Consider the following 15,468-nt stretch of genomic DNA (forward strand, 5'->3'; position numbering starts at 1 on the left):
TGTCATCCTGGCCTCACCGCCGCTGGACTTCCACGTCACCGACTCCTACTTCGTGGTGGCCCACTTCCACTACACGGTCTTCGGCACCGTGGTCTTCGCGATGTTCGCCGGATTCTTCTTCTGGTGGCCCAAGTTCACCGGGCGGATGCTCGACGAGCGGCTCGGCAAGGTCCAGTTCTGGCTGCTGTTCCTGGGCTTCCACGGCACGTTCCTGGTGCAGCACTGGCTCGGCACGATGGGCTTCCCCCGCCGCTACGCCGACTACCTGCCCACCGACGGCTTCACCACGCTCAACCAGATCTCCTCGGTGTCGTCCTTCGTGATCGCCGCCTCGGTCCTGCTGTTCCTGTGGAACATCTACACCACGGCCAGGAAGGCGCCGAAGGTGACCGTCGACGACCCGTGGGGCCACGGCTGCTCCCTGGAGTGGGCGACCTCCTGCCCGCCGCCGCGGCACAACTTCACGTCGCTGCCGCGGATCCGCTCCGAGCGCCCCGCGTTCGACCTGAACCACCCCCACGCGTCGGCGACGAGCTCGACCGAGCCGGTGCGCGGTTGAGGGGCCCGGAGACGCCCCGTACGCCACTACGGATGGGATCGTGACATGTGCCCGGGACACCGCCGGAACCGGAGGGCTCCCCTCGGGCGCGTCCGCGCCCTGGTGGCCCTCCCCCTCCTCCTGGCCGTGGCGTGTTCGATGATGATGTGGGTCTGGACCGGCGCGGCGGGTTTCGCCGTCGCGGGCGGCGCCCTGTTCGCGGTCGTCGTGGTGGCCTGTTCCCTCGCCGACCGTGGCGACCTGCTCGAACTGTTCGGCGGGCCCTGGGACGGGGCCCGGGTGCCCCGGAACGAGGTTCGGCACGGACACGGGGACGTGGTCCTGGACACCCACGACGGGGGGCGTGCCCACTACGCTCCGGGAGACTTCGGGCACCTCCGTTACCGGGGACAGGTCGGAGGCGGCGGCTGACGGGTTTCGCCTCCCGGCGCCCGGACCGGCACGCGCCCGGAAGGTCAGAACAGGGCGGCGAGGGCCAGCAGAGCGCCCAGTCCGAGGGCGAACACCGCCAGGTTCTGGCCCGTTCCGCCCTCAGGCGGGGTGGTGGTCACCTCCGGCAGCAGGTCCGCGATCGCGATGTAGACGAAGTTGCCGGCGGCGAAGGGCAACAGCACCGCGACATCGACGCTGTCGGCCGCGGTGTAGGCGATCAGTCCCCCGCCCAGGAAGGGCAGTGCGGAGAACAGGTTGAAGGCCAGGGCCCGCACCGGGCGCCAGTTGCTGTGCACCAGAATGCCGAAGTCCCCCAGCTCCTGGGGGATCTCGTGGGCCGCGGCCACGAGCCAGGTCACGATTCCCAGCCGTACGTCGACCACGAAGGCTCCGCCCACGGCCAGACCTCCCAGGAGGTTGTGCACGGCGTCGGCGATCAGGATCAGGTAACCCACCGGCCGGTGCTCGCCGACGGGGCGGTGGCAGTGGTGCCAGTTCAGGAACTGTTCCAGCACCAGAAAGGACAGGATGCCGAGCGCCACCCAGATGTAGACGGCCAGGCCGTCGCCGAGGGCGCGCACGGCCTCGGGCAGCATGTGGAAGAGCGCGCCGCCCAGCAGCGCCCCGGCGGCCAGGGCCACCATCGGCAGGACCATGCGCTCGAACCAGCGCTGGGGCAGGAACAGGACCACGGCGCCGGTCAGGGCCAGAGCGCTCATGGCCGCCCCGGAGAGGACGATCCACCACAGCGTCGGCATGCGGCAACGCTACCGGCGCCTCCGGCGGCGTCGAAGGATCTCCTCAGCTGGCGGCGAGCCGTCTCATCGCCCCCGACGGGGGCACAGGCTCCGGCGCCGCGCCACGGGTTGTCGCGGCCTCAGAAGCCCCGCTCGGCCCACGCGTCGAGGTGCTCGGCGACCTCGGCGATGGTGGTCGACTCCCCGTGTCCGGGGTGCACGACGGTCTCCGGCGGCAGGCCGACCAGGTGGTCGCGGATGGAGGCGATGATCGTCGGAAAGTCCGAGAACGGCTGCCCCGTGGCGCCCGGCCCGCCGGGGAACAGCGTGTCCCCGCTGAACAGAGTCCCGATCTCCGGTGCGTACAGGCAGACCCCGCCGGGCGTGTGCCCCGGGGTGTGCAGGACGCGCAGCTCCACTCCCCCGGCGACGAGGGTCTCCCCGTGCAGGAGCGGAGCGTCCGGCTCGCGGTTCGGGTACACCTGGTGCCACAGTTCGGCGTCGTCGGGGTGCAGCAGGATCGGGGTGTCGGTGAGGTCGGCCAGGGCGACCGCCGCGTTCACGTGGTCGCTGTGCCCGTGGGTGCACACGATCGCCATGAGCTCGCGGTCGCCCAGGCCCCGGGCGATGCGCTCGTGGTCGTGGGCTGCGTCGATCACGACGGCGGTGTCGGCGTCGCCGACGATCCACACGTTGTTCTCGACGTCGAAATCACTGCCCTCCAGGCTGAAGACGCCCGAGGTGCGCAGTCTCTCCACGGGAGGAGGGGCACTCGACAAGGCTCACATCCTGTCTGCGTCGCGGGCCGACTCTGTGTGGCAGCCTATCCCCCGGCCCGGTCGGGCACGCGGCGTTTTCCGGGGGGCCGCGCCGTCAGTGGCCGCCCGGCTCGAAGTCGCGGCGCAGGGTGTAGGGCTGGATGAGGCCGAGGCCGTGCGCGTGGCGGGCCCTCACCTTCACCACCTGGAGCCCCTCCTCCCCCGTGAGGCTCTCGGCGAGGTTGTCGTCGATGAGGACGGTGCCGGGGCGGGCGAAGGAGGTCAGGCGGCTGGACCGGTTGACCGTCGTGCCGAACACGTCCCCGTGCAGGGTGAGGACGGGGCCGTAGGCGACACCGACCCGGACGTCGGGGACCTCCACGTGCGTCTTGACGCCGGAGGCCAGGCGCAGGGCGATGTCCGCGGCCTCGCGCGGGGAGTCGGCGACGTAGAGCACCTCGTCACCGAGGGTCTTGACGACGCGCCCGCCCCCGGAGGCGACGATGTCGGCGGCGGTGGCCTCGAAGCCCTCGACCACCTCGGCCAGCTCGACCTCGTCCAGCTCGCGGCTGAGCGTGGTGAAGGAGACCAGGTCCGCGAAGCCGACGATGAGCGGGTAGTAGTTGGGGACGATGTCGTTGTTGCTGGACATCACCGCCAGGGTGCGCGCCGTGGAGGCGGCCAGCTGGCGCCGCCAGATGTGCAGCAGGAGCCGCTCCACGTCGGGCAGGAGCTCCTTGACCTGGTTCATCAGCGGGCTGGCGGCGGAGTCGTCGCCGTCCTTGAAGATGAGCGTGCTGAGGATGCTCGTCTGCCAGTCGGCGAGGCGGGCCATGGTCTGGCCCATCGCGCGGGCGAAGCGGACGACGCCCTCCTCGTCCAGGACGCCCTCCTCCAGGAGGGAGTTGGCGATGCGCAGGGCCTCGACGTCGCTCTCGGCGAAGACGACGGAGTCCTCGCCGTGGGTCGGGAAGCCGAGGGCGCGCCAGACGCGGCCCGCGAGTTCGGGGTCGGCTCCGGAGAGCTCGACCGCCTGCTCCCTGGTGTAGACCGGTTCACCGCCGAGCAGGGCGGACTCGATCGCTTTCGGGTCGGGACGCGACGGCATACGTTCTCTCTCAGACCATCCCCGCGTGTACGGGGAACCAGCAGTTCGCCACTGGGCCGACGGTGCGGCGCTCGGTTCGTTCCGGCGGTTCCTCTCCAGCTTACGCCCGGAGCCTCGGCCGACCAGGGCCGGATGAGGCCCCGTCCTCCGCTGGGACGCGGACTGAACCAACAACGTTCCACACCCCCGCCACGTTCCCCAGGGGTGGGATCACCCGGTCAGGAACCGGGCCGGACGTGGACGACGTCGCCCGCGCTGAGCTCCCGCCCGCCCTTGGGCCCCTCCACCACGAGCCTGGCGTGGGCGTCGACACCGGTCGCCGTGCCCTCCAGCAGTTCCTCACCGGGAAGGTGGACGCGCACCCGGCGCCCCAGGGTGACGCACATGCCCCGGTAGGCGTCGGCCAGCCCACTGGCCTCGGCGTCACCGTCGGCGGCCGACCACACGGTGTACAGCTCCTCGAACCCGCCCAGGACGGCGCCGAGCAGCGCGGAGCGGTCCAGGTCCGCGGCGCCCTCGCCGCGCAGGGAGACGGCGGTGTCCACGGGGAGTTCGGCGCGGGTTTGTGAGACGTTCACACCCATGCCGACGACGACGGCCGGGGCGTCGGGGTCGGAGAAGTCGGCCTCGGAGAGGATGCCCGCGAGCTTGCCGTCGGCGGTCGCGCCCTCGGCTCGGACCTCGGCGGGGACGATGACGTCGTTGGGCCACTTCAGCGCGGCGGGGACTCCGGTCACCCGGCGGACCGCGCCGACCGCGGCCACCCCCATGAGCATGGACAGCCAGCCGAGGGTGTCTGCGGGGACGGTGACGCGCAGGAGGACGGAGAAGGTGAGCGCGGCGCGGTCGGGGGTGGTGAAGCCGCGCCCGAGGCGGCCGCGCCCGGCGGTCTGGTGCTCGGTGGCCAGCACGCTGCCGTGCGGCGCCCCCGCCTTGGCGCGCGCGAGCAGTTCGGTGTTGGTGGAGCCCACGGCCGGGAGGACGTCGACGCCGCGCCACATCCCGCCGGGGCGGGTCAGGGCGGCGTTGAGCGCGATCGGGTCGAGCGGCGGACGCGGGACGTCGTCGGTGTCGTGGGCCATGCGCCCATTACAGCAGCGCCGGGGTCCCGACGGGAAACCCCCGCGCTGTGGGGGCCACCGGTTACCCTGAAACCAGCACATCGGTGATCACGCGTTGCTACGTTCAGCTGCCGGAGGTGGCTCGACAGATGAGCATCGCGGAAGCGGAAACCAAGACAGTGACCGCCGTACCGTCCTACTGGGACGTCGTCTTGTGCGCCTGGGAAGAGCTGGACCTGCCCGAGGGGTGGCGGGCCGAGATCATCGAAGGCGACATCAGGATCATGACTCCCCCAAGGGACGAGCACAGTGAGATCATCGACCTGATCCAGACGCGGCTCTTCCGTGAGAAGTTCCGTGACGGGAGCCCGCTCAGCGAGTGCACCATGCATCAGAGTATCGATCTGCGTCTCCCCGAGCGTGTCAGTCTGTTCATCCCCGGCCTGGTGGTCCTTCCAGGGCGTGTGCTCGACCGCTCAGCCGACCACTCAGCAGCCGACGCACTCCTCGTGGTCGAGGTGACGTCCAAGAGCACCGCGGAAAAGGACCGCAAGGCCAAGCTGTGGGGATACGCGCACGCCGGGATCCCCCTCTACCTGCTGGTCGACCGCTGGGATCCGCAGACGGGCAAGGGCGAGGTCACCCTCTTCTCCGAGCCCGAGAACGGCCGGTACACCTCGGCGACGAAGGTCCCCTTCGGCAAGGAGATCCACCTTCCCGAACCGTTCGGCGTCACGCTGGACACCGCGGAGTTCCCGGCCTGACCCCGAGCACGAACGACCGCGCCCCCGCACCCGGCGGGGCACGGAGGCGCGTCGCGTCGGTCGGGGTCAGCCGGTGTTCTGGAGCCCGGCGGCCACACCGTTGACCGAGAGCAGCAGCAAGCGCTCCAGGTGCTGCTGGTCCTGCTCGGACAGGGAGCCCGACTCCTCACCCCGCAGCGCCTCCAGCGCGCGCAGCTGGAGGTGGGACAGCGCGTCCACGTACGGGTTGCGCAGGTCCACCGCCCGCGAGAGCACCGCGCGGTTCTCCAGCAGGCGGCTGTGCCCGGTCACCTTCAGCACCAGCTCACGCGTGCGGTCGTACTCGGCCAGCACCCGCTCGCTCAGCTCCGGACGGCCGCCCAGGGCCAGGTAGCGCTCGGCGATGGTGCGGTCGGTCTTGGCCAGGCTCATCTCCGCGTTGTCCAGCAGCGACGCGAACATCGGCCACTCGCGGTAGGCCTCCTGGAGCACCGAGACGTCCTCGACCGCCGCCAGACCGGTGCCGAGCCCGTACCAGCCGGGCAGGTTGACGCGGGTCTGGGTCCACGCGAACACCCACGGGATCGCGCGCAGGTCCCCCAGGCCCTTGGCCTTGCCGCGACGCGCGGGCCGCGATCCCAGGCGCAGCTCGCCCAGCTCCTCCAGGGGGCTGACCCGGGAGAACCACAGCGCGAAGTCCTCGGTGTTGATCAGGTCCAGGTAGGTCTCCTGGGCGGCCGCCGCGATGGTGTCCGCGAACGGGCGGAACCGCTCGGCGGCGGAGCGCTCGCGCTCCTGGACGGCGTCGGTGGAGGCCATGAGGACGGCGTGGCCGACCTGCTCGATGTGGCGGCGGGCGATGGCGTGCTGCCCGTAGCGGGCGAAGATGACCTCACCCTGCTCGGTCACCTTGAACCGCCCGCCGACCGAACCCGGCGCCTGCGCGAGCAGCGCCCGGCTGGCCGGGCCGCCGCCGCGGCCCAGGGAACCGCCCCGGCCGTGGAAGAGCGTCAGCCGCACGTCGTGGTCGCGCGCCCACGCCGCGAGTCGGGCCTGGGCGTCGTACAGCCGCAGCGTGGCGCTGACCGGGCCGACGTCCTTGGCCGAGTCGCTGTAGCCGAGCATGACCTCGATCCGCCGGCCGGTCTCGTCGAGTCGGCGCCGGACCTGCGGCAGGTCCCGCATGCCGTCGAGGACGCCGGGCGAGGCGTCCAGGTCGGCACCGGTCTCGAACAGCGGGATGACGTCCAGGACCGGTACCCGGTCGGCGGGCAGCGCGTGGGCGGCCAGCTCGTACACGGCCGCGATGTCCTCGGCCGAGCGCGTGAAGCTGACGATGTAGCGGCGGCAGGCCTCCACGCCGAAGCGCTCCTGGATCCAGGAGATCACCCGCAGGGTCGCCAGGACCTCCTCCGTGCGCTCGGAGGGGCGCTTCCCGGCCCGCAGCTCGGCCAGGGCCGCGGCGTGCACCTCGCTGTGCTGGCGCACCTCCAGCTCCGCCAGGTGGAAACCGAAGGTCTCGGCCTGCCAGATGAGGTGCTGGAGCTCACCGTAGGCCTGGCGGACGGCACCGGCCTCGACCAGCGAGTCCTGAACGGTCCGCAGGTCGGCGAGGAAGTCGTCGGCGGTGGGGTAGGCCAGGTCGGCGTCGCGTTCGCGTGTGGCGCGCAGCCGTGCGGCTCCCAGCAGCAGCGCCTGGCGGTGCGGTTCGTTGGGCGAGCGCTTGACGACGTCCGACATCAGGTCGGGGTGTCCCGCCCTGGCGGCGGAGAGCGCGTCCAGCAGCGCGGTGCTGGCCGGGGTGAGGTTGGAGTAGGCGGTCAGGGTGCGCGCCACGCGGTCGCAGGACCGCTCCAGGCCGCGCAGCACGTGCTCGGACTGGATGCGCACGGCCTCGCGCGTCACCTCGTGGGTGACGAACGGGTTGCCGTCGCGGTCGCCGCCGATCCAGCTGCCGTAGCGGACGAACGGTGTCGCGCGCGGGGGCCGCACACCGGTGCCCTCGGGGTCGATCGCGGCGTCCAGGGTCCGGTAGACCTGCGGGATGACGTCGAAGATCGTCTCGTCGAACGCCGCGAGCGCGGTGCGCACCTCGTCGAGCGGGTCGAGCTTGGTGTAGCGCAGCTGGGACGTGCGCCAGAGCAGGTCGATCTCCTCCAGCAGCCGCCGGTGGGCCTCGGCCGCGGCGCTGCTGCCCTCGTGGGCGGCGTGCCAGGCGTCCAGCTGGGCGCTGATGCGCAGGATGGACGTGGACACCGCGCGCCTGCGGGCCTCGGTCGGGTGCGCCGTGAGCACGGGGTGGAACTCCATGCCCGCGACGAGTTCGCCCAGCCGTTCCTCGCCCCCGTCGGTGTCCCGGACCGCGCGCACGGCGGCGGCCAGGGACTCGTGGGGCGGGTTGGCGGCGTCGTCGCGCTCGCGCAGGGCGCGCATGCGCTGGTGCTCCTCGGCCAGGTTGGCGAGGTGGAAGTACACGGTGAAGGCGCGCGCCACCTGCTTGGCGCGCTCCAGGGGCCAGGCGGCGACGATCGCGGTGATCTCGTCGCTGGAGACCGAACCGTCGCGTGCGCCGATCACGGCGTGCCTGAGCTTCTCGACATCGGCGAGAAGGTCCTTGCCGCCGCTTTCGGCCAGGACCGTTCCGAGCATCTCGCCGAGCAGTTTGACGTCATTCCGAAGCTGCTCGGGAACTTCCTGCCGGGCACTGTCGCGTTCTGCGCTAACCGCTGTCATGAGGCCGAGACTACAGAGGGCGTGCCTGCACGGACGCGTTCGGGGGGCGGATTTCGTCGGTTTTGCCAGTGCGTTAACAATTGTGTGCGACGGCGATGAATTCACATTCGGTCACGCGCCAATTCCGCGATCCGCCCGGTTTTCGGCGCCCCTCCCGGGCGTGGCGCCCCTGTGACCTGGGCATGGGTTACTGGTGAGTAACCCAAACCCGGATAGGTTCCTTGGACGTCCACACGACTAACCTGGGGTGTCATGGCCACCGAAGCCCCAGAACCGCTGTCCGCGGCTGAGATCGACATCCACACGACCGCGGGCAAGCTCGCAGACCTGCAACGACGGCGCTACGAGGCCGTCCACGCGGGTTCGGAGCGAGCCGTTGAGAAACAGCACGCCAAGGGCAAGATGACCGCTCGCGAGCGGATCGACGCCCTCCTCGACCCGGGCTCGTTCGTGGAGTTCGACGCCCTGGCCCGACACCGCTCGACCAGCTTCGGGCTGGACCGCAACCGGCCCTACGGCGATGGCGTCGTCACCGGCCACGGGACGGTCGACGGCCGCCCCGTCGCCGTCTTCAGCCAGGACGTCACCGTCTTCGGCGGGTCCCTCGGCGAGGTCTACGGCGAGAAGATCACCAAGGTCCTCGACCACGCCCTCACCAACGGCTGCCCCGTCGTGGGCATCAACGAGGGCGGCGGCGCGCGCATCCAGGAGGGTGTCGTCTCGCTGGGCCTGTACGCGGAGATCTTCAAGCGCAACACCCACGCCTCCGGCGTCATCCCGCAGATCTCGCTCGTCATGGGCGCGGCGGCGGGCGGGCACGTCTACTCGCCCGCCCTCACCGACTTCGTCGTCATGGTCGACGAGACCTCCCAGATGTTCATCACCGGCCCCGACGTCATCAAGACCGTCACCGGTGAGGACGTGTCGATGGAGGAGCTGGGCGGCGCCCGCACCCACAACACCAAGTCGGGTGTGGCCCACTACATGGGCGCCGACGAGCGGGACGCCATCGAGTACGTTCGCACGCTCCTGTCCCACCTGCCCGACAACAACCTCGAAGAGGCACCGGTTCTGCCTCCCGAGGAGGAGCCGGGCGACGAGCCCACCGACACCGACCTGGCCCTGGACGCGTTCATCCCGGACTCGGCCAACCAGCCCTACGACATGAAGCGGGTCATCGAGGCGGTCCTCGACGACGGCGACTTCCTGGAGGTCCACGCCCAGTTCGCCACCAACATCGTGGTGGGCTTCGGCCGCGTCGACGGACGCTCCGTGGGCGTGGTCGCGAACCAGCCCATGAGCTTCGCGGGCTGCCTGGACATCGACGCCTCCGAGAAGGCCGCGAGGTTCGTCCGCACCTGCGACGCCTTCAACGTCCCGGTCCTGACCTTCGTGGACGTGCCCGGCTTCCTGCCCGGCACCGACCAGGAGTGGGACGGCATCATCCGGCGCGGCGCCAAGCTGCTCTACGCCTACGCCGAGGCCACCGTCCCGCTGATCACCGTGATCACGCGCAAGGCCTTCGGCGGCGCCTACGACGTCATGGGGTCCAAGCACCTGGGCGCCGACGTCAACCTGGCGTGGCCGACCGCGCAGATCGCCGTCATGGGCGCCCAGGGCGCCGTGAACATCCTGCACCGGCGCACGCTGGCCGAGGCCGACGACGTCGAGGCCGAGCGCACGCGGCTGGTCACGGAGTACGAGGACACGCTCCTCAACCCCTACTCGGCGGCCGAACGCGGCTACGTGGACGGGGTGATCATGCCCTCCGAGACCCGGGACCAAGTGTCCAAGGCCCTGAAGGCCCTGCGGAACAAGCGCAAGCAGCTTCCGCCCAAGAAGCACGGGAACATCCCGCTGTGAGTGAACCGAAACTCCCGCCACACGTGGTCGTGGTCCGCGGTGCCCCCTCCGACGAGGAGCTCGCGGCCCTCACCGCCGTGCTCAGCGCACGCGCGGCGGCCCGACGCGCCACCGACACCACCAGGACGACGGAACCGGTCTCCGGTTGGAGAGACCGCGCTCGGAACCTGCGCACTCAGGTCCCGACGCGGCCCGGGCCCGGCGCCTGGCGGCTCAGCACCAGGTGACCACGTCACCCCGATCCATAGACTTTCCGTTGAGCGGACGGCGCGCTCCCGCTCCGTGCCACAGCAGGAGGATTTCCCACCGTGCGTAAAGTTCTGATCGCCAACCGCGGCGAGATCGCCGTGCGCATCGCCCGTGCCTGTCGGGACGCCGGTCTGGCCAGCGTCGCCGTCTACGCCGAACCCGACCTGGACGCCCTGCACGTCAAGATCGCCGACGAGGCCCACTCCCTGGGCGGGTCCACCCCCGCCGACTCCTACCTGGACATCGCCAAGCTCCTGGCCGTGGCCGCCGAGTCCGGGGCCGACGCGGTCCACCCCGGCTACGGGTTCTTGGCCGAGAACGCCGACTTCGCCCAGGCCGTCATCGACGCCGGCCTGACCTGGATCGGCCCGCCCCCCGCGGCGATCACCGCCCTGGGCGACAAGGTCCAGGCCCGCCACATCGCGCAGAAGGTCGGCGCCCCGCTGGTTGCCGGCACCCCCGACCCGGTCGACTCGGCCGCGGAGGTGGTGGCCTTCGCCGAGGAACACGGCGTGCCGGTCGCGATCAAGGCCGCGTTCGGCGGCGGCGGGCGCGGGTTGAAGGTCGCCTACACCCTGGAGGAGGTCGAGGGCGCCTACGAGTCGGCGGTGCGCGAGGCCGTCACCGCGTTCGGGCGGGGGGAGTGCTTCGTGGAGCGCTACCTGGACAAGCCCCGCCACGTGGAGACCCAGTGCCTGGCCGACGCCCACGGCAACGTCGTGGTGGTCTCCACCCGCGACTGCTCGCTGCAGCGGCGCCACCAGAAGCTGGTGGAGGAGGCCCCGGCCCCGTTCCTGTCCGAGGCCCAGATGGAGCGGCTGTACGCCTCGTCCAAGGCCATCCTCAAAGAGGCCGGGTACGTGGGTGCGGGCACGTGCGAGTTCCTGGTCGGGGTGGACGGCACGATCTCGTTCCTGGAGGTCAACACCCGCCTTCAGGTGGAGCACCCGGTCACCGAGGAGGTCACCGGGATCGACCTGGTGCGGGAGATGTTCCGGGTGGCCGACGGCCAGGAGCTGGGTTATGGCGACCCCGAGGTGCGCGGACACTCCTTCGAGTTCCGGATCAACGCCGAGGACGCCGGGCGGGGCTTCATGCCCGCGCCGGGCACCATCACCGAGCTGAACCTGCCCGCGGGTCCGGGTGTGCGGGTGGACACCGGGTGCGAGGCCGGGTTCACCGTGCCGCAGGCCTTCGACTCGATGGTGGCCAAGCTCATCGTCACCGGCCGCACCAGGCAGGAGGCGCTCCAGCGGTCGCGGCGGGCGCTGGCGGAGTTCACGGTGGGCGGGATGCCCACGGTGATCCCGTTCCACCAGGCGGTCGTGACCGACCCGGCGTTCGCCCCGGCCGACCCGGACGAGGCGTTCGGGGTGTACACGCGGTGGATCGAGACCGAGTTCGACAACCGCGTCGAGCCGTGGGCCGGCGAGCCCGGCACGGCCGATCCCGTCGAGCGCGAGACGGTGACCGTGGAGGTGGGCGGTAAGCGGATCGACGTGGTGCTGCCCGCCGGTCTGGGGTCCGCGGCGGCCGCGGCCCCGGGTACGGGCGGGGCGAAGAGGAAGCGGTCCGCGCGCCGGGGCGGCTCCGGTTCGGCGGCGGCCAGCGGGGACTCGCTGGTGTCGCCGATGCAGGGCACGGTGGTCAAGCTGGTGGCCGAGGAGGGCCAGCAGGTCGCCGAGGGCGACCCGGTGGTGGTCATCGAGGCGATGAAGATGGAGCAGCCGCTGAACGCGCACAAGGCGGGTGTGATCACGGGGCTGGGTCTGGCCGCGGGTGAGACCGTCGCCAACGGCGCCGTGGTCTGCGACATCAAGGACGCCTAGCGCCCGGACGTCTGAGTCACGGGGGGAGGCGCCGGAACCGGTGCCTCCCCCCTCGTGTGTCCGGCACCGCTGCCCGCCTCTTCGCGCATCCCGAACAGACAGCTCCCCTTCGCGGTTCCCGGGCCGCTTCCTCCCCCGGGTGTCCAGGTCCGTTCACTACCGTTCGGGGCGGGTCAGGTCGATGTCGAGCGGACAGGGGGCGTCGACCCGGAGACGACCCCGGGACACACCGGCGGACATGTAGCACCGGGTGACCGGATCCAGGGCGTACACGTGAACCGCGATCGTTCGGTTCTCCTCCCGCTCCACCCGCCACAGGTGCGGGACCCCAGCCTGAGCGTAGATCCGTGGCTTGCGCTCCCGATCCCTGATCTCGGACTCGGGTGTGACCACCTCGACGACGAGGAGCACCGGCTCCGGTCCGATCCATGTGGAGTCCGGCCCCGTCCGGCCGTCCCCCCGCACCAGCATGAGATCGGGCTCGGGCCGCTGCCTCTCGCCGAGCCTGACCGTGAACTCCCGGTAGACGTACAGGTCGCCCGGGATCTGGGCGTCCATCTGGCGGCTCAACAGTGTCTTGACGGCCGAGTGCCACCGCCCCTGGGGCCTTCTGAGGACCAGGCTGCCGTCGATGAGTTCGGTGTAACGCGGAAGACCGGGGAGGCGGTCGAGATCGTCAGCGGTGAAGCCGTCCGTCGGCGGCATGGGGAGCAGCAGCATGCCATCGAGTTCCGGATCCGGTTGCCCGGGTACTGGTGGAACGGACATGGCGCCCCTCGGTTCGACGGATCACCTTCCATCACCCATCGTAGCGACCCGCGCCATCCTGTGACGAAGTTATCCACAGGGCCCTTGGGGCGGTCCCACACCCGGCGTGCGCCTCACCACACTCCCGCCCAGTCCTCTCCAGCGAAACCCCCTGGACACGGGCGCTCCGGATGAACCCACACAGGATTCATCCCATGACGCGTATGGAATAAGTAAGGGTTTGACGTTATTGTCCTTGATCGTGACGAACATCTGGGGACTGACGCGACGGTGGCACATCGACCTGTGCCGCCGCGGCTGTCACGCGTGTAGCTAGGTTCACGCGCGCCCGTCGAGGCGTGCGCCGCGCACCCGTCCCGTGTGTCACCCCTTCCCGGTGATACCCCCATCCCTGCCCCGAAGCCGACCCGGCGGTTCCGACCGTGCCGTCGGACCCTCGGCTGTCATCGCCACCCTTCTGGAGTCACCTCCGTGTCCTCGCAGAGTGCCACCGCACGTTCGCGAAATCCGTTCGTACGCATCCCCTTCTCCGTCCAGGTCCTGGGCGGTCTGATCCTGGGCCTCGCCCTCGGTGTCGTCGCCCTCCAACTGGGCACCACCGGCGACGGTGAGCCGAACTGGCTCGCCACGACCCTCCAGACCGTCGGCTCGATCTTCGTGACGCTGCTGCGCACGATCGTCCCGCCGCTGATCGTCCTCGCGGTCATCTCCTCGATCGCCAACCTGCGCAACGTCGCGGGCGCCGCCCGGCTGGCCTGGAAGACGCTGCTCTGGTTCGCCGTCACCGCCCTGGTCGCCGTCGCGATCGGCATCGGCCTCGGGCTGCTCTTCCGGCCCGGCCTCAACAGCGGCGTGGACGCCTCGACCGCCGCCGAGCCCTCCACGCAGGGCTCCTGGATCGCCTTCATCGAGAGCATCGTCCCGACCAACTTCCTCGGTCTGACGGCGAGCACCTCCGCGGCCGACGACGGTTCGCTGAGCACGTCGCTGTCGTTCAACGCGCTCCAGCTCATCGTGATCGCCGTGGTCCTGGGCATCGCGGCGGTGAAGGTCGGCAAGTCCGCCGAGCCGTTCATCAACTTCACCGCCTCCGCCCTGGACGTCGTCCTCAAGGCCCTGTGGTGGGTCATCCGCCTCGCCCCGATCGGCACCGTCGGCCTGCTGGGCAACGCGGTCTACAGCTACGGCTGGACCACCATCGGCGCGCTCGGCAAGTTCTCCCTGGCCATCTACGTCGGCCTGGCGCTGGTGGTGTTCGTCGTCTACCCGGTGATCGCCCGCCTCAACGGCCTGTCCCCGGTCAAGTACTTCACCGGCGTCTGGCCCGCCGTCCAGCTCGGCTTCGTCTCCCGCTCCTCCATGGGCACCCTGCCCGTCACCCAGCGGGTCGCCGAGCAGAACCTCGGCGTGCCGCGCCACTACTCCGCGTTCGCCGTCCCGTTCGGCGCCACCACCAAGATGGACGGCTGCGCAGCGATCTACCCGGCGATCTCGGCGATCTTCGTCGCCCAGTTCTTCGGGATCGGCCTGGACGTCACCGACTACCTGCTGATCGTGTTCGTCTCGGTGATCGGCTCGGCCGCGACCGCGGGCACCACCGGCGCGACCGTGATGCTCACCCTGACCCTGTCCACGGTGGGCCTGCCCCTGGAGGGCGTCGGCCTGCTGCTGGCGGTCGACCCGATCCTGGACATGGGCCGCACCGCCACCAACGTGGCCGGCCAGGCGTTCGTCCCGGCGATCGTCGCCAAGCGCGAGGGCATCCTCGACGTGGCCCGCTACCACGCCCCGCGCGGCGCCAGCGGCTTCGTCCCGCTGGACGAGGAGCTCGCCCGACCCGTCGAGGTGAAGGGCGACGACACGGCGCCGGAGGCGGAGGACGAGGCCGGGGAGCCCGCCACCACCGCCAAGCGCTGACCCGCCCGATCCCGCAGCACACCGTGGCCCGCCGGAGACACCTCCGGCGGGCCGCGCCGCGTTGTGGGGCGAAGGACACGGTGAGACCGTGGCCGTGGCGGGAACTGTGCGGACATCCCGTTCGTCCCTGCTAGTGACGGAGGCGAGAGGAACGACATGCTGCGCCGCTTGGTAACACCCACAGTCCTGACCGCCGGGCTCGCGGCGGCGGTCGTGACCGCCTCGGCGATGCCCGCCGCGGCCGACACCCCGCCCGAGCTGCCCGACACCCAGGACATCGTCGACGAGCTGGAGGGCGACGGTGTCTTCATCGACCCCAGCATCGACCAGATCCCCGCCGCCGACGAATCCGCCCTGGAGGCGGTCGTGGCCGGGTCGGAGGTGCCGGTCTACTACGTGATCCTGCCGACCGGGGCCGCCGGCTCCGACACCGGCCTGAACGCCGTCATGGAGCCGGTGATGGCCGAGGTCGGCGACGGCGCCTACGGCATCCTGGCCGGTTCCGACGCCTTCCGCGTCACCTCCCCCGACATCGAGGACACCGAGGCGGTCCGGCAGATCGCGCTCGACGAGGGCGCGGGGAACCAGATCGACACCCTGGCCGCCGTGCCCGACGCCGTCGAACAGGCCGAGTCCGACGCCGCCTCCGGCGCGGTCTCCGGCGTCGTCCTGCTCGCCGTCCTGGTGCTCGTGGTCGCGGCGGGGGGCGGG

13 protein-coding genes and 1 pseudogene are annotated in these 15,468 nt (G+C 71.0%); 8 read left to right on the forward strand and 6 right to left on the reverse strand.

Annotation, left to right across the window (positions count from 1 at the left end; translation table 11 throughout):
- Together D471_RS0101725 and D471_RS0101730 are read left to right on the forward strand one after the other, a co-directional pair.
- A partial coding sequence (locus D471_RS0101725; RefSeq protein WP_026127314.1) for a cytochrome c oxidase subunit I occupies window positions 1–559 on the forward strand: 559 nt, incomplete at its 5' end.
- 45 nt (window positions 560–604) lie between these two features.
- On the forward strand, window positions 605–970 hold the full coding sequence (locus D471_RS0101730) for a hypothetical protein (protein ID WP_017597030.1): 366 nt from the start codon (window positions 605–607) through the stop codon (window positions 968–970).
- A gap of 44 nt (window positions 971–1,014) precedes the next feature.
- Here D471_RS0101730 and D471_RS0101735 read toward each other — a convergent pair whose 3' ends face one another.
- The 4 genes from D471_RS0101735 to D471_RS0101750 all read right to left on the reverse strand — a co-directional run bounded on the left by D471_RS0101735 (window position 1,015) and on the right by D471_RS0101750 (window position 4,676).
- Complete coding sequence (locus D471_RS0101735; RefSeq protein WP_017597031.1) at window positions 1,015–1,749, reverse strand: ZIP family metal transporter; 735 nt, start codon at window positions 1,747–1,749, stop codon at window positions 1,015–1,017.
- Between the two features lie 119 nt (window positions 1,750–1,868).
- Window positions 1,869–2,486, reverse strand: a complete 618-nt coding sequence (locus tag D471_RS0101740; protein WP_017597032.1) for an MBL fold metallo-hydrolase — start codon at window positions 2,484–2,486, stop codon at window positions 1,869–1,871.
- A gap of 115 nt (window positions 2,487–2,601) precedes the next feature.
- Window positions 2,602–3,594 (reverse strand): adenylate/guanylate cyclase domain-containing protein, encoded by a 993-nt coding sequence (locus D471_RS0101745; protein WP_017597033.1) that lies wholly within the window; start codon window positions 3,592–3,594, stop codon window positions 2,602–2,604.
- A 218-nt stretch (window positions 3,595–3,812) separates the two neighbouring features.
- The gene (locus D471_RS0101750) at window positions 3,813–4,676 is read right to left on the reverse strand and encodes a biotin--[acetyl-CoA-carboxylase] ligase (RefSeq protein WP_017597034.1); all 864 of its coding nucleotides are present in this window, start codon (window positions 4,674–4,676) and stop codon (window positions 3,813–3,815) included.
- A 128-nt stretch (window positions 4,677–4,804) separates the two neighbouring features.
- Here D471_RS0101750 and D471_RS0101755 point away from each other — a divergent pair, with 128 nt between their 5' ends.
- Window positions 4,805–5,419: a Uma2 family endonuclease gene (locus tag D471_RS0101755; RefSeq protein ID WP_017597035.1), complete on the forward strand. Its 615-nt coding sequence runs from the start codon at window positions 4,805–4,807 to the stop codon at window positions 5,417–5,419.
- A 66-nt stretch (window positions 5,420–5,485) separates the two neighbouring features.
- On the opposite strand, the gene D471_RS0101760 is transcribed toward D471_RS0101755, so the two are convergent.
- Window positions 5,486–8,131: a phosphoenolpyruvate carboxylase gene (locus tag D471_RS0101760; RefSeq protein WP_193789730.1), complete on the reverse strand. Its 2,646-nt coding sequence runs from the start codon at window positions 8,129–8,131 to the stop codon at window positions 5,486–5,488.
- A gap of 252 nt (window positions 8,132–8,383) precedes the next feature.
- Between D471_RS0101760 and D471_RS0101765 the strand changes: the two genes are divergently transcribed.
- The 3 genes from D471_RS0101765 (at window position 8,384) to D471_RS0101775 (ending at window position 12,072) form a co-directional block, all read left to right on the forward strand.
- The gene (locus D471_RS0101765; protein WP_017597037.1) at window positions 8,384–9,994 is read left to right on the forward strand and encodes an acyl-CoA carboxylase subunit beta; all 1,611 of its coding nucleotides are present in this window, start codon (window positions 8,384–8,386) and stop codon (window positions 9,992–9,994) included.
- Window positions 9,991–10,221 carry an acyl-CoA carboxylase subunit epsilon gene (locus D471_RS0101770; RefSeq protein WP_026127316.1) on the forward strand — a complete coding sequence of 77 codons (231 nt, stop codon included), beginning with the start codon at window positions 9,991–9,993 and terminating at the stop codon, window positions 10,219–10,221. The genes D471_RS0101765 and D471_RS0101770 overlap by 4 nt, the downstream gene beginning before the upstream one ends.
- Window positions 10,222–10,302: 81 nt before the next feature.
- Window positions 10,303–12,072 (forward strand): acetyl/propionyl/methylcrotonyl-CoA carboxylase subunit alpha, encoded by a 1,770-nt coding sequence (locus D471_RS0101775; protein ID WP_017597039.1) that lies wholly within the window; start codon window positions 10,303–10,305, stop codon window positions 12,070–12,072.
- A gap of 156 nt (window positions 12,073–12,228) precedes the next feature.
- Here the strand turns inward: D471_RS0101775 and D471_RS0101780 are convergent, their stop codons facing one another.
- On the reverse strand, window positions 12,229–12,792 hold the full coding sequence (locus D471_RS0101780) for a Uma2 family endonuclease (RefSeq protein WP_017597040.1): 564 nt from the start codon (window positions 12,790–12,792) through the stop codon (window positions 12,229–12,231).
- Between the two features lie 519 nt (window positions 12,793–13,311).
- Here D471_RS0101780 and D471_RS0101785 point away from each other — a divergent pair.
- A complete protein-coding gene (locus D471_RS0101785) occupies window positions 13,312–14,757 on the forward strand; it encodes a dicarboxylate/amino acid:cation symporter (RefSeq protein ID WP_017597041.1) in 1,446 nt (481 codons plus the stop codon).
- Between the two features lie 168 nt (window positions 14,758–14,925).
- A pseudogene (locus D471_RS0101790) lies at window positions 14,926–15,468 on the forward strand (chemotaxis protein CheA); the annotation flags it as partial.

Origin of the sequence: Nocardiopsis lucentensis DSM 44048 (assembly GCF_000341125.1) — a bacterium.
Lineage (GTDB): Bacteria > Actinomycetota > Actinomycetes > Streptosporangiales > Streptosporangiaceae > Nocardiopsis > Nocardiopsis lucentensis.

Excerpts from the sequence above, each read along its gene's own strand:
- D471_RS0101750 (WP_017597034.1), bottom strand. The coding sequence starts at position 4,676 with ATGGCCCACGACACCGACGACGTCCCGCGTCCGCCGCTCGACCCGATC.
- D471_RS0101755 (WP_017597035.1), top strand. The coding sequence starts at position 4,805 with ATGAGCATCGCGGAAGCGGAAACCAAGACAGTGACCGCCGTACCGTCC.
- D471_RS0101760 (WP_193789730.1), bottom strand. The coding sequence starts at position 8,131 with ATGACAGCGGTTAGCGCAGAACGCGACAGTGCCCGGCAGGAAGTTCCC.
- D471_RS0101765 (WP_017597037.1), top strand. The coding sequence starts at position 8,384 with ATGGCCACCGAAGCCCCAGAACCGCTGTCCGCGGCTGAGATCGACATC.
- D471_RS0101730 (WP_017597030.1), top strand. The coding sequence starts at position 605 with ATGTGCCCGGGACACCGCCGGAACCGGAGGGCTCCCCTCGGGCGCGTC.
- D471_RS0101780 (WP_017597040.1), bottom strand. The coding sequence starts at position 12,792 with ATGCTGCTGCTCCCCATGCCGCCGACGGACGGCTTCACCGCTGACGAT.
- D471_RS0101735 (WP_017597031.1), bottom strand. The coding sequence starts at position 1,749 with ATGCCGACGCTGTGGTGGATCGTCCTCTCCGGGGCGGCCATGAGCGCT.
- D471_RS0101745 (WP_017597033.1), bottom strand. The coding sequence starts at position 3,594 with ATGCCGTCGCGTCCCGACCCGAAAGCGATCGAGTCCGCCCTGCTCGGC.